Genomic DNA, 15,084 nt, shown 5'->3' with positions numbered 1-15,084 from the left:
CACCCGCCCGCGCCCGAGTCGCCGCCCGCGCCACCGCCCGAGTCCGCGGCATCCGTGCCGCCCGCATACCACTCGGGGGCGTACCGCACGTCGGCGAAGCCGTGCCCGCGGTCGTACGCGGCGCGCGCGTCGGCCGTGCCGACGAGCTCCCACGCGCGTTGCACCTGCACGAACAGCACGGCGTCGCCGCCGGTGTCGGGGTGGGTCTGGCGCAGACGCAGGCGATAGGCCTTGCGCAGTTCGTCGTCCGAGATGTCGGGCACGACCTGCAGCACCTCGTAGGCCGAAGCCGAGAGCGGACTGTCGAACATGGGCGATCCTCAGTGCTTCTCGCGGCGGCGGGCGTAGGCGGCGGCGCTGCGACTCGACAGGGCGAGCAGCACCAGAATGTCGACGGCTAGCGAGAGGAGCGTCGTCTGCAGCGTGATCTCTTGATCGCGCGCCCACCAGCTGACGAACGCGGCCGAGATCGAGATCGCCGAGACGATCATCACGAGCACGCGTGCGGCGTTGCTGCCGCGCAGGATCAGCAGCCCGCACACCAGTTCGACGACCGCCGTCACGCCGATGACGCCGAGGATCACCGCGAGCGAGGCGTTGACCACGTCGGGCGTCGGCACCGCCCCGCCGATCTCGAGCACGATCGATTTCAGGTAGGTATGCCAGTTCGTGGCGATGTCGACCATCGACAGCACGCTGACGACGGCACCGAGCAGCACCAGACACGCCCCGGCGACCGTCGTCGCCGGGCGCCGCATGTCGGGGTCGTACGGCGTCGGCCGCAGCAGCCGGTCGATCGGCTCATAGGCGGGGCGCTGCGCCGGCCCCGGCGCGCTCACGCGACCACCTGCCGCACATCGACGATCGGCAGGTCGCCGTCGGTGCGGATGCTGTCGCCGCCGCCGTTGCGCGAGTGATACCCGGTCGAGAAGTCGCGCAGCACCTCGACGTCGACACGCGGGTCGCCCGCCCGCACCGTGGCGACGATGTGGTCGCGTTCGATGTCGGTGTCGGCGTCGATGCGGTGGGTGACCTGCAGCGTGAACAGCGAAAGGCCCACCGCCGTGTCGAACGTGCCCGCGGCGAGCCAGTCGACGCGCCGCCCGCCGGGCAGCAGCCACCCCTCGGGGCAGCGCCAGAAGCGCACGTGATGACGCTTCTCGGGGCTCGCGTCGACCTCTTGCTGGTACGCGAAGTCCTGCTGCCGGCCGAAGAGGAACAGCGGGCTGACCGGAGCTTCGTCGTAGCTGCGCCGGCGCAGGGTCGAGGTGACGATGCGCCACGAGGTACCGAGGTTCACCGGGTCGGCCTGCACCCAGCCCGCCGCCCGCAGCGCGGCGTGCAGCTGCGCTTCGTCGCCCATGAACGCGAGGTTGATCGGGTCGCCGAGCAGGCCGTCGCTCGTGCGCGCCCGCCCGATGAAGTAGTCGGGCACGTAGATCGTGGTGAGGATGCGGTGCAGCCGCGGCAGCACGAGGTAGGCCAGCAGCACCCAGAAGACGATGCCGGCAGCGATCCCCCACCACCCGAGCGTGAACGTCTCGGTGAAGCTGAGGTACGCGAGCCAGATCGCCGCGACCCCCGCGAACACGAAGAAGAACTGGTCGACGGCGGTGCCGACCGACCAGCGCCTCGCGCGGCGGGCGCCGCTCATCGTGCGGTCACTCCGCACCCCACAGCGGCTCGGCGGGCACCGACGCGAGCGCCGCGGCGGCGAGGCCCGGCGCCACGGCCTCGAGCGTGGTCGGGTTCCAGTGCGGGTCGCGGTCTTTGTCGACGAGCTGCGCGCGGATGCCTTCGACGAGGTCGGCCTGGGTCGCGGCGAACCACAGCACGAGTCCGTACTCCTGCGCGAGCGCGGCGCGGAGGCTCGGCAGCTCCCGCGCTGCGCGGACGGCGGCGAGGGTCACGGTGAGCGCCGTCGGCGAGAGCGCGTCGAGCTCGTCGGCGGTGGCGGATGCCTCGGGCTCGGGCCGCGCGCGCAGCCGCTCGATGATCTCGGCGACGGTCCCGGCCGCGAACGCGTCGTCGATCCAGGGGCGCGCCGCGGCGAGGCGCGAGGGCTCGGGCGTCTCGTCGAAGAGCAGCACGAGCTCGGCGGGCGTCGCCGGGTCGGCGCGGGTGAGCAGCGCATCGCAGAGGTCGGTGAGCCGGTCGCTCGGCACGAACGCGTCGGCGAAGCCGGCGTAGATCGCGTCGGAGGCATCCATCGTTCCGCCCGTCAGGGCGAGGTACTCGCCGGTGCGGCCGGGCGCCCGCGCGAGCAGCCACGATCCGCCGACGTCGGGGGTGAAGCCGATCCGCGTCTCGGGCATGGCCAGGCGCGAGCGCTCGGTCACGATGCGCACCGCGGCGTGGCCGGCGAGGCCGATGCCGCCGCCCATCGTGACCCCGTCGGCGATCGCGACGATGGGTTTCGGGTACTCGGCGATGCGGGCGTTCAACGCGTACTCGGCGCGGAAGAAGACGCCGACGTCGTCCCCACGCCCCTCGATGATCTGCTCGCGCAGCCCTCGCACGTCGCCGCCGGCGCACAGCCCCCGGTCGCCCGCGCCGTCGAGCAGCACGACGTCGATGTCGGGGTCGTGCTGCCAGGCATCCAGCGCCGCACTCAGCTGCACGATCATGTCGAGATCGAGCGCGTTGATCGCGCGGGGCCGGTTGAGGGTGAGGTGCCCCACCCCCCGGTCGGCGCGTGCGAGGACGGTGGGCTCGGGCGCGGTGACGTCGGGGCTGCTCACGCGACCCACGTTACTCGGCGGCGGCCAGCGCGGCCGGTGTCGAGACGATGCCCGTGGGCGCGGCATCCCTCCGCCGAGCGGGTCATCGGCCAGGATGGAGAGACCGCCACCGCCGATGAGAGGCCGCCGATGCCCGAAGGACATGTCCTCGAGTTCACCGACGTGACGAAGCGCTTCGGCCAGATCGCCGCCGTCGACGGGCTCACCGCCCGCGTCGAGCCCGGCACGGTCACGGGGTTTCTCGGCCCGAACGGCGCCGGCAAGACGACGAGCCTGCGCATTCTGCTCGGACTCGTCTCGGCGACCTCGGGCACCGCCACGATCGGCGGCAAGCGCTACGCCGAGCTCACCAGCCCGTTGCAGACGGTGGGGGCGGCGCTCGAGGCATCCAGCTTCCACCCCGGCCGCACGGCGGCCAATCACCTGAAGGTGTATGCGCAGGCGGCGGGACTGCCCACGTCGCGCGTCGACGAGGTGCTCGGGCTCGTCGGGCTCGCCGACGTCGCGGGGCGCAAGGTCGGCGGGTTCTCGCTCGGCATGCGCCAGCGGTTGGGGCTCGCCTACACCCTGCTCGGCGACCCGGGTGTGCTCGTGCTCGACGAGCCCGCGAACGGCCTCGACCCCGAGGGCATCAAATGGCTGCGCGGGTTCCTCCGCGAACTGGCGCGCGAGGGGCGCACGGTGCTCGTCTCGTCGCACATGCTCGCCGAGGTGCAGCAGACGGTGTCGTCGCTGCTGATCATCTCGCGCGGGCGCCTCGTCTACGAGGGCGACATGGCCGGGCTCACTCAAGAGAGCGACTACGCCACGGTCATCGACTCGCCCGACCGGGCCGCCCTCGCGCACGCGCTCGACGCGGCCGGCATCGTCTACGACCCGCTGCGCACCGGTTTCACCGTGCGCGCCGCCGACCCGGCCCAGCTCGGCGCGATCGCCGCCGCCGCCGGCATCGCCCTTTCGAACCTGCAACGCAAGGGCCCCGCGCTCGAAGAGGTCTTCCTCGACCTCGTCAACGGCACGCGCGTGCACGCGTCGGTCGCGGGGGCGCCGTCTGCCGAGGGCGCTGCGGTGGATGCCGAGGCGCCGGCCGCGGCATCCGAACCCGATCCGCAGCCCGAGGCGACGCCCGAGCCCGCTTCAGAGCCAGAACCCGACCCCGAACCCGCCGTCGAACCCGACACGACCGCCGAGGGAGGTGAGCTGCGATGACCCAGGGCCGCTCCTCGCTCGCGAACTCGACGCGCTCCGAGCTGACCAAGCAGTTCACCACCTCGATGTGGTGGATTCTCGGGCTCGTGCTGTTCGTCTACGTCGCCGTCACCGCCGGCGGGCTCGCCGGAACCTTCGGCGCCCTGGCTTCGGGCGCGCTCCCGCCCGAAGCGGCGAACGGCCCGGCTCTCGCGCCCGAGATTCTGCCCCCGGTGATCTACAGCATCGCCACGGCGGTCGGATACGTCTTCCCGCTGCTGATCGGCACGCTGCTCGTGACGGGCGAGTTCCGCCACAAGACACTCACCCCGACGTTCCTCGCGACCCCGCGGCGGGGCTTCGCGCTCGCGGGAAAGGTCGCCGCGGGCGTCGTGATGGGGGCGCTGTACGCGGCGCTCGCGATCGTCGCGGCGGTCGGCGTCGGTGCGGCCCTGCTGGCCGCGTTCGACATCGACACGCAGCTCGGCTCGTCCGACACCTGGGCCCTCATCGGGCGTATGGCGATCGCGTTCATCCTGTGGGTGCTGATCGGGATCGGCGTCGGCACGCTCGTACGCAACCAGGTCGCGGCGGTCGTCGGCGTGCTCGCATTCACGCAGTTCATCGAGCCGATCCTGCGCACCGTGGCAGCGTTCGTCGACGGACTCTCCGACGTGACGAGGTATCTGCCCGGCGCGGCATCCGACACCCTCGTCGGCGCCAGCATCTACACGAACCTGGGCGGCGTGACCGACAGCGGTCTGGAATGGTGGGTCGGCGGGCTGCTCATGCTCGGCTACGCGGTCGTCTTCTTGGTGCTCGGATGGCTCGTCAGCTGGCGGCGCGACGTCAGCTGACCCCGGTCACGCCGTCGCGGGTTTGGGGGCGCGGCGCGGCCTCGGGGCGCGCGCGGGCTTCGTGGCACCCGCCGAGGCGAGCGGTGCATCGCCGGCCGCGGCGACGATCTCGGTGACCTCGGTCGCCGCGTCGTCGGTCTCGAGGTGCAGCGCCTGCACGAGCGCGAGCCCGTGCCGTGTCGTCAGCACGAGGCGCTCGAACTCGGGGTCTCCGTCGAGGTCGATCACGACGGCCGCGTGCCTCCGGCGCACCACCACGAAGTCGGCCGCTCCCGCCGAACGCCACGTGCCCATCGCGACCGTGCCGCGCACGCGCGTACCGGGGTTCGGCACGCCGCGCAGCCACGTCCAGGCGTCGTCGGTGAGCTGCACCTTGCTGATGTGCGAGCGCTCGACCCGCACCGGCTCACTGCGCCGCGCGAGCGTCCGCTCGAACGACGAGAGCACGACCTCGAGGCGGGTCGCATCGAGCAGCAGCGTCACCATGCGTTTCAGTCTGCCAGCGTCCATATTCCGGAATGCTCACAGACCCGCAACGATCCGCGGGCGGGCACCGGGGGTCAGACCGCGCGAATCACGCGTCGCGAATCAGACCGCGCGAATCAGACCTCCTGGGTCAGACGGCGAACTCGTCGGTCGCGTGCGGCAGCGGAAACTTCTGCACCGCGGCGATGAGTCCGTCGACGGTCTGCTCACGGGCGATGGCGTTGACGCCGAGGCCCGCCTTGCGGGCATCTTTGGCAGTGCGCGGCCCGATGGCGGCGATGATGGTGGATGCCGGGATCTCGGGGAACTGCAGGCGCACCTGTTCGGCGACCGACCCGCTCGTGACGAGGATCGCGTTGATGCGCCCGGTTTCGACGTCGTGCGCGATGCGATCGGTGACCGGCACCCCGACGGTGCGATAGGCGACGACGCTGCGCACATCGTGCCCCGCGTCGGTGAGGCGGCGCGTGAGCACGGGCTTGGCGATCTCGCTCCGCAGCGTCAAGATGCGCCGCGGCTCGGGCTCGAGGTCGATCAGCTGCGCGGCCATACCGGCGGCCGAGTTGTCGTCGTCGGGCACGAGGTCGACGCGATAGCCGACCGCGGCGAGGGCGGCGGCGGTCGTCTCGCCGACGGCCGCGACGCGGGTCGTGGCGGGGATCTGCGCGCGATATGCGTAGAGCACGTCGACGGTCGTGGCACTCGTGAGGGTCACCCAGTCGAAGGCGCCCGCGGTGAGGTCGGCGAGGGCGGCCTCGAGCGTGTCTTGATCGGTCGAGGGGGCGAAGTTGATGAGGGGCGCGATGACGGGAACAGCGCCCTGCGCGCGCAGGGTGGCGGCCACCGAGTCGCCCCACGGACCGCCCCGCGGCACGAGCACACGCCAGCCCTTGAGGGGCTTCGCGGCCGTCGCGGCCTGCAGATCTGCGTTCATGCTCGACTCTCGTGGTGCGGCGTCGGGCGCACGGGATTCGCGCGTCCGACTCGGTCGGGCCCGGGTGCCGCCTGCGGTGCAGATCGGGACTGCACGACTCCGGTCGGCGGGGCCGGCAGCCTGCGCGTCATCGCCACTGCCTGGTACACGAGCATACCCCCGGCCGGTCGTACCGATCGCGGGGTGTCTCCGGTGGTTACCGGGTGTACAGCCGGACGATCCCCCAGACGATCACACCGACTGCTGCGGCGACCCCGACCACCGCGGCCGCGGCTCCGGTCGGATTGCGCCGCGCGAACCCGCGGGCGCTCGACACGACCTCGTCGGTCTTGCGCGCGACCTGCTTGGGCAGGTTGGTCTTCTCTTCGATCGCCGACAGCGCCGCCTTCAGCTCGGCGCGGGCGCTCTCGACCGGGTCGGTGATCCCGAGCGGCACAGCCGTACGGGGCACGGGGGACTCAATACTCATCTACCACGTCCTTCACGATGCGGGCGTCTACGGTGATCGACTTCGCCGGGTTCTCGCGCTTCGAGAGCTTTTTGAACCGCTGCAGTCCGAGCAGCGCCGCCACGACGATGATCACCAGGAACAAGGCGACGACGATGAGGGATGCCAGCCATGCAGGCATCCACGACGACAGACCGATGATGGTGAACGCGCCGAGTGCCGGGATCAGCCAGAACAGGAAGAACAGCGCGACGACGAACCACGCGCCACCGAGACCCGCCTGCTTGCCGACGGACTTGACCCACTTCTTCGCCGAGTCGATCTCGGCGACGACGAGGTTGCGTACGAGCTCGGGGACCTCTCCGATCAGCGTGAACAGGCTGTCGTCGGAGCGATCGCGGAATCCGCGAGGCGTGGTCATCTCAGGCGTCCGCGGCCTTCTTGGCGGCGGTGGTCCGCGACGTCGAGCTCTTGGCAGCCGCGGTGCGCTTCGCGTCGGCGGCGGCCTTGTCGGCGGTCTTCTTGACCTCGGCGGCGGTCTTCTCGGCGCCGCGGGCGATCTCGTCCGACGAATCCTGACCGGCCTTGAGCGCCGAGTCGAGCTTCTGGCCGGGAGTTCCCGACTTCGAGGCGGCCTTGGTCACCTTCACGGCGCCGTCCCACAGCGCGCTCGGCAGGGCGAACGCGGCCGACGTGCCGAGCTCCTTCGCCTTGGTGACCTGCTTCTGCACGGGCTCGGTGTTCCACACCTTCAGAAAGCCCGTCTTGATCTGCTCGTAGCGCTCCTGGCCGGCGCGTGCGCCGAGGACGTACCCCGCCGCGAGCCCCACGACGATCCCGATCTTGCCTCTCATGGTGCCCCTCACAGTCGAAAGCGATGGTGATGTCGTCCCAGGTTAGTCCCGTATGCCGATTTCGGCATCCGCGGTTGCGCCCGGGTGCGGCCCCTGCTAGCGGGCCGCGGTCGGGTCGGCGTCGTCGGGGTCTGCCGGTGGGCCCCAGAGCACCGCGCTGCGCACCCGGTCGGTCTCGGCCACGGCGTCGGCGACGACCTGCGCGACGCCTCCCCCCGACACCCACGCCCCGACGATCGCGAGGCCGGGGCGCGCCGCCACCGCACCGCGCAGCGCGGCGACCCGGTCGTCGTGACCGATGACGGATGCCGGTGGTTCGAGCACGATCGTTCGCCGCGCCGCCGCGCGCGGCGAGCCGAGTGGCGTGCCGAGCAGGGCGCTCGCTGCGGCGACCGCGGCGTCGATCGTCGCGGCATCGGAATGGGTCGCGTCGGCGGCGAGCGTCACCCGCATGACCTGGCGCTCGGGCCCCGCGGCGGCGCCGAGCCAGGGCCACTCCGCGCTCGGGAAGGTGACGGAGAGCGCGGCGGGCGGGTTCGTGGCAAGTGGTGCGCGCGCTGCGGTTTCACCTCCGGCGGCGACGGGGTAGACCGCCCGCGCCCCGGCGGCGAGGGCGCTCGCTCCGACGACGAGGTCGACGACGTCGCGCACGGGAGCGGGGTGCGCCGAGACCTCGACGCCGAGCCCGCTGAGGAGCGCGGTGGCGGCTGCCGCGCCCGTCGCGACGATGACGACGTCCGCATCGAGGGTCAGGTCGGCGGCGCCGGAGTCGGCGGCGGGCCGGGCAGCGGGATCAGGGAAGGGCTCACCGTCGGGCGCGGCGGTGGCCTCGGCATCCATCGCACCATCCACCGGCGCGGCCCGCACCGTCCAGGTGCCGTCGGGGCCGGGCGCGATCGAGGTGACGGGGTGCCCGACGCGCAGGTCGGCGCCGAGGTCGAGCAGCCGCTCGGCGAGCGCGGTGGCGAGGGCACCGAACCCTCCACGCAGGGTCGCGCGGCGCGCGGACGCGTGACCCTCCGGCGGAAGCAGGTCGAACACCGCGCCGGCGAGAGACCCGGTGCGGGTGAGCGCGGTGCTGAGCCCGGGGGCTGCCGCTTCGACGTCGACCTCGTCGGGGCCGACCCCGTAGAGGCCCCGCGTGACGGGCGCGACGAGGCGGTCTGCGACCCGGTCGCCCATGCGCTGGCGCACGAGGCGCCCGAGGCTGCGCTCGTGCCCGATGGTCAGCGGCGGGCGCAGGCGGTCGAGGTAGGCGCGCCACGCACCGCTCCACCCGATCACGCGGCGCACGTCGTCGGCCCAGGGGTTCGCGGGGATGCCGAGCACGGTCTGCTCGGGCAGCGGCACGATCCCGCTCGCTCGCCCGGGCGCTCCCGCGAGCACGACTGGCAGCGGCGTGGCCTCTTCGACCCGGTCGCGCAGGCGCAGGTCGTCGATGAGCCCGTCGAGCGCCGGTGCCGAGAGCGAGAACGCGTCGGCGACGAGGTCGATCGGAATGCCATCGAGGTCGGCGGTCTCGAGGGCGCCGCCGAGCCGCCCGCCGGCTTCGCACACCGTGACGTGCGCGCCGATCTTCGCCCACTCGAGGGCCGCGACGAGCCCCGCCACACCCCCGCCGACGACGGTGACGCGGGTGCGCCGGGCTCGCAGCAGCGCGTCGGCGCCGTGCCCGGTGTCGGTCGAGTCGGCCATGCGTCCATCCTCGCATCGCGCGGGCCGCGCTCCGGTCGAGGCCGTCACCGCTCCCGATCAGAGCGGGGTTCCGGGCTGGTCGCTGGATGGACGATTCACCCCTGCCGCCCCTTGAATCTCGGGTTGAGCTTGTTGATGACGTAGACCCGTCTGCGGCGGCGAACGACCTGCGCAGCGTGCTCAACGACGACTTCGCTGCACATATGACCGACGCCCGCGTCAGCGCCTTCCGCTATGAACAGGTGCGCCCCCTGCATCCCGGGCGACTCATGGCGGTGCTCGACCGGATCGGGCAGGGCGAGTTCGGCGTCGTCGTGCGCTCCGCCGGGTTCTACCGTCTCGCGACCCGCCCGCAGATCACCGCGCGGTGGGAGCACACCGGTCAGATGTTCACCCTGACTCCCCTCAGCGACGACACGCGCCTGGCAGATGACGACGAGTTGCTCTCGGTCGGGCAGGATCTGACCCTCATCGGCCTGCACCTCGCCGAAGACCGGCTCGCCGCCGCGCTCGACGACGCCGCACTGACCGATGCCGAGCTGGCCGCGGGTCCGACCGTCTGGGCGCGGTTCGTCGACCCGTTCCCGACGTGGCAGACGGCCACCGATCGGGCGGACTGACCCGACCCGCACAGGGCCCATCGGCGACGACGTGCGAAACGTGCGCACTGATTATGGAGATGAGGGGCGTTCTCCCCTTCGCGCGCGGCCGCTTCGCGTTCCGAAAGCAGGGTGAACCGGCGCGCGGCGCCCCGCTAGCCCGCCGAAGACGCGTTTCCCCCTGCTTTCCGAACACAGCGCGGTTCGAACCGAGGTGCGACGATGGATGCCATGGCCCTGCACATCACCGACGACGCCGCCGCCGACGAACTGCTCACCGACAATCCGCTGGCGCTCCTGGTCGGCATGCTTCTCGACCAGCAGATCGCGATGGAGACGGCCTTCACCGGGCCGCTGAAGATCGAGCAGCGCACCGGATCGATGGATGCCGCGGCACTCGCCTCGTACGATCCCGACGCCCTGGCATCCGTCTTCAAAGAGACGCCTGCGGTGCACCGCTTTCCGGGCTCGATGGCGGCGCGCGTGCAGTCGCTGTGCCAGACGCTCGTCGACGACTGGGGCGGCGACGCCGCGGCGCTATGGACCGAGGGCGACCCCGACGGCGCGACCGTGCTGAAGCGACTCAAGGCCCTGCCGGGCTTCGGCGAGCAGAAGGCGAAGATCTTCCTCGCGCTCCTCGGTAAGCAGTACGGCTTCACCGGAGCGGGCTGGCGCGAGGCATCCGCCCCCTACGGCGAAGACGGCTCGTTCCGCTCGGTCGCCGACATCACCTCGCCCGAGAGCCTGACCAAGGTGCGCGAGTTCAAGCGCGCCGCAAAGGCCGCCGCCAAGGGCTGACCCCTCCGGCCGAGGCGCCACCCCCGCATCCATGTCCCACAAATGGTCGGCCTGGGCGCCCCAATCCAGCCGCTTTCGGGACAACCCCCACCCCAACTGGGACAACCCCCACCGAAGCGGGACAACCCCCGTACGAGAACCCGACTCAGGCGCCGAGCAGGCGCTCGCCGAGGTAGCCGACCAGGGCGTCGAGCGAGATGCGCTCCTGCGCCATGGTGTCGCGGTCGCGCACGGTCACGGCGTTGTCGTCGAGCGAGTCGAAGTCGACCGTGACACAGAACGGGGTGCCGATCTCGTCTTGGCGGCGGTAGCGGCGGCCGATCGCGCCGGCGTCGTCGAAGTCGACGTTCCAGCCCTGCGCGCGCAGCGAATCGGCGACCTGGCGAGCGAGCGGCGAGAGCCGTTCGTTGCGCGACAGCGGCAGCACCGCGACCTTGACGGGGGCGAGGCGCGGGTCGAGCTTCAGCACCGTGCGGGTATCGCTGCCGCCCTTGGCGTTGGGCACCTCTTCTTCGCGGTAGCTGTCGACGAGGAACGCCATCATCGCGCGCGTCAGACCGAACGAAGGCTCGATCACGTACGGCACGTAGGTCGAACCGGATGCCTGGTCGAAGTACTGCAGCTTCTGACCCGACGCCTCGATGTGCGAGTTCAGGTCGTAGTCGGTGCGGTTGGCGACGCCCATGAGCTCGCCCCATTCCTTGCCCGGGAAGCCGAAGCGGTACTCGACGTCGATCGTGCCGGCCGAGTAGTGCGCGCGGTCTTCTTTCGGCACGTCGAACTGGCGCATGTTCTCGGGGTCGATGCCGAGGTCGATGAACCAGTTCCAGCACGCGGCGACCCAGTGCTCGAACCACTCGTCCGCCTCGGCGGGCGGGGTGAAGAACTCGATCTCCATCTGCTCGAACTCGCGGGTGCGGAAGATGAAATTGCCGGGCGTGATCTCGTTGCGGAACGCCTTGCCGACCTGGCCGATGCCGAACGGCGGCTTCTTGCGCGAGGCGGTGAGCACGTTCGCGAAGTTCACGAAGATGCCCTGCGCCGTCTCGGGCCGCAGGAAGTACAGGCCGCTCTCGTCGTCGACGACACCGAGGTAGGTCTTCACGAGACCCGAGAACGCCTTCGGCTCGGTGTACTGCCCCTTCGTGCCGCAGTTCGGGCACGGGATGTCGGCGAGGCCGTTCTCGGCCTTGCGGCCCTTGCGCGCCTCGAAGTCTTCGATCAGCGTGTCTTCGCGGAAGCGCTTGTGGCAGCTCAGGCACTCGACGAGCGGGTCGGTGAACGTCGCGACGTGACCGGATGCCTCCCACACGCGCTTGGGCAGGATGATCGACGAGTCGAGGCCCACCATGTCGGCGCGGCCGCGCACGAACGTCTGCCACCACTGCCGGCGGATGTTCTCTTTCAGCTCGGTGCCGAGGGGGCCGTAGTCCCATGCCGAGCGCGACCCGCCGTAGATCTCACCCGCCTGGAACACGAACCCGCGGTGGCGGGCGAGGGCGATGACTTTGTCGAGACGAGACTGCTCGGCCACGGGTGGCTCCAATGGTCGTGGGTGCGCGATGCGCAGAAGACGAGGGATGCCTCAGCGGACGGACCGCGCGGCATCACTCGATTCTAGCCGGGCCGGCTCAGGGCACGCGGTGGCCCGCGGCGCGGAACAGCTCGTACCACTCGGGCCTGGTCAGCGCGAGGTCGGAGCCCTGCGCCGCAGCGGTGACGCGCTCGGGCGTGGTGGTGCCGAGGACGACCTGCATACCCGCGGGGTGGCGGGTGATCCAGGCCGTCGCGATCGCGATCGGCGGCACGTCGTACTGCGCCGCGAGCCGGTCGATCACGGCGTTCAGCTCGGGGTACGTCTCGGAGCCGAGGAACACCCCGGCATCCGCCCCCGACTGCACGGGAGACCAGGCCTGGATCGTGATGTCGTTCACGCGGCAGTAGTCGACGATGCCGCCGCCGTCTTCGGTGATCGCCTGGGCCAGGCCCGACCTGTTGGCCGCGACCCCCTGCGCGATGATCGGGGCGTGCACGATCGACAGCTGCAGCTGGTTCGCCACGATCGGCTGGCGCACCGACGCGCGCAGCAGGTCGAGCTGGCGCGGAGTGTGGTTCGAGACACCGAACGCGCGCACCTTGCCGGACTGCTCGAGGTGATCGAACGCGCGCGCGACCTCGTCGGGTTCGACGAGCGGGTCGGGGCGGTGCAGCAGCAGGATGTCGAGGTAGTCGGTCTGCAGCGCCTCGAGCGACCCCTCGACCGAGCGCACGAGGTGGTCGTATGAGAAGTCGTAGTACGGGCCGTCTTTCACGATGCCGGCCTTCGACTGGATCGTGATCCCGGCACGCTCGGCGGGGGTCAGTCGCAGCGCCTCGGCGAAGCGACGCTCGCACGCGTGCAGCCCCGGCCCGTAGATGTCGGCGTGGTCGAAGAAGTCGATCCCGGCGTCGCGCGCGGCGCGAACGAGGGCCCGCACCTCGTCATCCGATGCGTCGGCGATGCGCATGAGCCCCAGCACGACGTTCGGGACGGATGCCTCCGACCCGCCGAGCGGCACCCGCTTCACGCCGGTCATGCGCTCAGCTCACGAAGCGGATCGTGGCGGGGTAGGTGTACCACTCGCCCTTGTTCGCCTTGATGGCCGCGATGACCGAGAAGACGATGTTCACGACCCAGATCACGCCGAGCAGCACGAACCCGATCAGCACGATCGTGAGGATCGAGCTCACGATGTAGGCGATGAGGAGCGTCAGCTGGAAGTTCAGCGCGGTCGCCGTGTGCGCGCGCACGAACGGGCCGCGATCCTTCAGCACCAGGTACCCGATGAGCGCGGGCACGAAGTAGAAGAAGATGCCCCCGACGTGCACGAGCGTCGCCCAGAGCCGCTCGTCGGCGGGGTTCATCGGCTGCGGAGCGGCGGGGTACTGCGGCGGCTGGTAGGGCGGCGTCGTCATGGCATCCACCCTACGGGGCGGCACCGACACCACCACAGGCTTTTCCCCCGTTCGGCGGAGGTGCCCGTCCGACCGAGCCGATACGGTCGAAAGACATCGACAAGGAAGTGGGTTCGCTCCGTGGACATCTTCGCCGCCGGTGGGACGCTCGTGATCATCTCGATCGCCGTGGTCGCCGCCATCATCCTCCTGATCTTCCTGCTCATCATGGTGCGGGCCTGGTACAAGGTCGCCAAGGCCGACCAGGCGCTCGTGATCGTCGGCAAGAGCCAGAAGAACGCCTCGGGAGAGTCGTCGCGCATCTCGGTGATCACCGGCGGCGGCGCGCTCGTGAACCCGCTGACGCAGCGCGCCGAGATGATCTCGCTGCGCGCGCGGCAGATCAAAATGGAGCCGACGGCGCAGGCATCCAACGGCGTCACCGTCAACGTGTCGGGCGTCGCGCTCGTGAAGATCGGCTCAGACCCCGAGTTCGTGCGCCGCGCCGCCGAGCGCTTTCTCAGTCAGGACGGCGCGATCGAGCAGTTCACGACCGAGCAGCTCGAGGGTGCGCTGCGCGGCGTCGTCGCGACGCTGACCGTCGAGCAGCTCATGAAAGACCGGCAGAAGCTGTCGGACCAGATCGCCGAGGGCATCAAGAGCGACCTGCTCGCGCAGGGACTCATCCTCGACTCGTTCCAGATTCAGGGCGTCACCGACAAGAACGGCTACATCGACGCGCTCGGCGCGACCGAGGTCGAGCGCGTGCGCCGCGAGGCCGAGGTCGCCCGCATCAACGCGGCGCGCGAGGTGCGCGCCCGCCAGCTCGCGACCGACGAGGCGAACCTCGTCGAGCAGACCGCGTTCGACAAGAACTCCGCCGCAGCCGCCGCCGAGGTCGGCCGCGCCCGCGCCGAGGCCGATCAGGCCGAAGCCCTCGCCCGCGCCGAGCGCGAGCAGGCGGTGCTGCTGCAAGGCGCCGAGAACAAGCAGGCCCAGCTCGACGCCGACATCAAGAAGGTCGCGGATGCCTCGCTCTACGAGCGTCAGCGTGCGGCCGACGCCGCCGCCTACGGCGAGGTGAAGGCCGCCGAGGCGCGCGCCCAGATCGCGGCGCAAGAGGCCGAGGCCACGCGCCTGCGGGCACAGGCCGAAGCCGAGTCGGTGCGCCTGGTCGGCGAGGCGCGGGCTGCGGCGATCGAGGCCGAGGCGCAGGCACTCTCGCACAACCAGGAAGCGCTGCTCGCGCAGCGCGCGCTCGAGGCGCTCGTGCCGATGATGACCGAGTTCGCCCGCGGATTCGACAAGGTCGGATCGATCACGGTGCTCGGCGGGGAGGGCGCGTCGAGTCACATGGCCGCGGAGTCGGCCTCGAGCATGCGTGCGTCGTTCGATGCGATCGAGGCGGCGACGGGCATCGACCTGCGCCAGGTGATCCAGGGGCAGGCGACAGGCCGCGGCATGGCGCAGGGCATGGCGCGAGATGCCGCGGCGCCCGCCCGCGCGGAGGAGCCGACCGCCTGACGGGCGGGGGCGCGGCCCGGCCGGTC

The 15,084-nt window shown here is 71.3% G+C and carries 18 protein-coding genes and 1 pseudogene; 5 read left to right on the top strand and 14 right to left on the bottom strand.

Annotated elements, in window-relative coordinates:
- From G3N18_RS13680 to G3N18_RS13665, 4 genes are all read right to left on the bottom strand, one after another.
- A partial coding sequence (locus G3N18_RS13680; protein WP_196384829.1) for a J domain-containing protein occupies positions 1 to 311 on the bottom strand: 311 nt, incomplete at its 3' end.
- A 9-nt stretch (positions 312 to 320) separates the two neighbouring features.
- Positions 321 to 839 (bottom strand): hypothetical protein, encoded by a 519-nt coding sequence (locus G3N18_RS13675; protein ID WP_196384828.1) that lies wholly within the window; start codon positions 837 to 839, stop codon positions 321 to 323.
- Positions 836 to 1,654: an LssY C-terminal domain-containing protein gene (locus G3N18_RS13670; protein WP_196384827.1), complete on the bottom strand. Its 819-nt coding sequence runs from the start codon at positions 1,652 to 1,654 to the stop codon at positions 836 to 838. Before G3N18_RS13670 ends, G3N18_RS13675 begins: the two co-directional genes overlap by 4 nt.
- 7 nt (positions 1,655 to 1,661) lie before the next feature.
- The gene (locus G3N18_RS13665; protein ID WP_314855831.1) at positions 1,662 to 2,741 is read right to left on the bottom strand and encodes an enoyl-CoA hydratase/isomerase family protein; all 1,080 of its coding nucleotides are present in this window, start codon (positions 2,739 to 2,741) and stop codon (positions 1,662 to 1,664) included.
- A gap of 129 nt (positions 2,742 to 2,870) precedes the next feature.
- Between G3N18_RS13665 and G3N18_RS13660 the strand changes: the two genes are divergently transcribed.
- Together G3N18_RS13660 and G3N18_RS13655 are read left to right on the top strand one after the other, a co-directional pair.
- Positions 2,871 to 3,950 (top strand): ATP-binding cassette domain-containing protein, encoded by a 1,080-nt coding sequence (locus G3N18_RS13660; RefSeq protein WP_196384826.1) that lies wholly within the window; start codon positions 2,871 to 2,873, stop codon positions 3,948 to 3,950.
- Positions 3,947 to 4,786, top strand: a complete 840-nt coding sequence (locus G3N18_RS13655) for an ABC-2 transporter permease (protein ID WP_196384825.1) — start codon at positions 3,947 to 3,949, stop codon at positions 4,784 to 4,786. Before G3N18_RS13660 ends, G3N18_RS13655 begins: the two co-directional genes overlap by 4 nt.
- 6 nt (positions 4,787 to 4,792) lie before the next feature.
- Here G3N18_RS13655 and G3N18_RS13650 read toward each other — a convergent pair whose 3' ends face one another.
- From G3N18_RS13650 to G3N18_RS13620, 7 genes and pseudogenes are all read right to left on the bottom strand, one after another.
- On the bottom strand, positions 4,793 to 5,272 hold the full coding sequence (locus tag G3N18_RS13650) for a hypothetical protein (RefSeq protein WP_196384824.1): 480 nt from the start codon (positions 5,270 to 5,272) through the stop codon (positions 4,793 to 4,795).
- A gap of 130 nt (positions 5,273 to 5,402) precedes the next feature.
- Complete coding sequence (locus G3N18_RS13645) at positions 5,403 to 6,206, bottom strand: uroporphyrinogen-III synthase (RefSeq protein ID WP_196384823.1); 804 nt, start codon at positions 6,204 to 6,206, stop codon at positions 5,403 to 5,405.
- Positions 6,207 to 6,402: 196 nt separating this feature from the next.
- Positions 6,403 to 6,675 (bottom strand): hypothetical protein, encoded by a 273-nt coding sequence (locus G3N18_RS13640; protein WP_196384822.1) that lies wholly within the window; start codon positions 6,673 to 6,675, stop codon positions 6,403 to 6,405.
- Complete coding sequence (locus tag G3N18_RS13635) at positions 6,665 to 7,075, bottom strand: phage holin family protein (protein WP_196384821.1); 411 nt, start codon at positions 7,073 to 7,075, stop codon at positions 6,665 to 6,667. The genes G3N18_RS13640 and G3N18_RS13635 overlap by 11 nt, the downstream gene beginning before the upstream one ends.
- A gap of 1 nt (position 7,076) precedes the next feature.
- Entirely contained in the window at positions 7,077 to 7,508 is a 432-nt protein-coding gene (locus tag G3N18_RS13630; protein WP_196384820.1) for a hypothetical protein, read from the bottom strand.
- A gap of 96 nt (positions 7,509 to 7,604) precedes the next feature.
- Positions 7,605 to 9,251 carry a protoporphyrinogen/coproporphyrinogen oxidase gene (locus tag G3N18_RS13625; protein WP_338038598.1) on the bottom strand — a complete coding sequence of 549 codons (1,647 nt, stop codon included), beginning with the start codon at positions 9,249 to 9,251 and terminating at the stop codon, positions 7,605 to 7,607.
- Between the two features lie 47 nt (positions 9,252 to 9,298).
- A pseudogene (locus G3N18_RS13620) lies at positions 9,299 to 9,376 on the bottom strand (50S ribosomal protein L36); the annotation flags it as partial.
- A gap of 30 nt (positions 9,377 to 9,406) precedes the next feature.
- Here G3N18_RS13620 and G3N18_RS13615 point away from each other — a divergent pair.
- Positions 9,407 to 9,823: a CobW C-terminal domain-containing protein gene (locus tag G3N18_RS13615; protein ID WP_196384817.1), complete on the top strand. Its 417-nt coding sequence runs from the start codon at positions 9,407 to 9,409 to the stop codon at positions 9,821 to 9,823.
- Between the two features lie 210 nt (positions 9,824 to 10,033).
- Positions 10,034 to 10,600 carry an HhH-GPD-type base excision DNA repair protein gene (locus G3N18_RS13610; RefSeq protein ID WP_196384816.1) on the top strand — a complete coding sequence of 189 codons (567 nt, stop codon included), beginning with the start codon at positions 10,034 to 10,036 and terminating at the stop codon, positions 10,598 to 10,600.
- Positions 10,601 to 10,745: 145 nt separating this feature from the next.
- Here G3N18_RS13610 and G3N18_RS13605 read toward each other — a convergent pair whose 3' ends face one another.
- The 3 genes from G3N18_RS13605 to G3N18_RS13595 all read right to left on the bottom strand — a co-directional run bounded on the left by G3N18_RS13605 (position 10,746) and on the right by G3N18_RS13595 (position 13,555).
- Complete coding sequence (locus G3N18_RS13605) at positions 10,746 to 12,134, bottom strand: glycine--tRNA ligase (RefSeq protein WP_196384815.1); 1,389 nt, start codon at positions 12,132 to 12,134, stop codon at positions 10,746 to 10,748.
- Between the two features lie 97 nt (positions 12,135 to 12,231).
- The gene (locus G3N18_RS13600; RefSeq protein ID WP_206693253.1) at positions 12,232 to 13,176 is read right to left on the bottom strand and encodes an aldo/keto reductase; all 945 of its coding nucleotides are present in this window, start codon (positions 13,174 to 13,176) and stop codon (positions 12,232 to 12,234) included.
- Positions 13,177 to 13,180: 4 nt separating this feature from the next.
- A complete protein-coding gene (locus G3N18_RS13595) occupies positions 13,181 to 13,555 on the bottom strand; it encodes a DUF4870 domain-containing protein (RefSeq protein WP_230404187.1) in 375 nt (124 codons plus the stop codon).
- 150 nt (positions 13,556 to 13,705) lie between these two features.
- On the opposite strand from G3N18_RS13595, the gene G3N18_RS13590 reads away from it, so the two are divergent.
- Entirely contained in the window at positions 13,706 to 15,058 is a 1,353-nt protein-coding gene (locus G3N18_RS13590) for an SPFH domain-containing protein (RefSeq protein ID WP_196384830.1), read from the top strand.
- Positions 15,059 to 15,084: the final 26 nt, after the last annotated feature.

Origin of the sequence: Microbacterium paulum (assembly GCF_015707995.1) — a bacterium.
Lineage (GTDB): Bacteria > Actinomycetota > Actinomycetes > Actinomycetales > Microbacteriaceae > Microbacterium > Microbacterium paulum.
The sequence above is the reverse complement of the archived record's forward strand: the minus strand, read 5'-3'. Positions and strand labels throughout refer to the sequence as shown.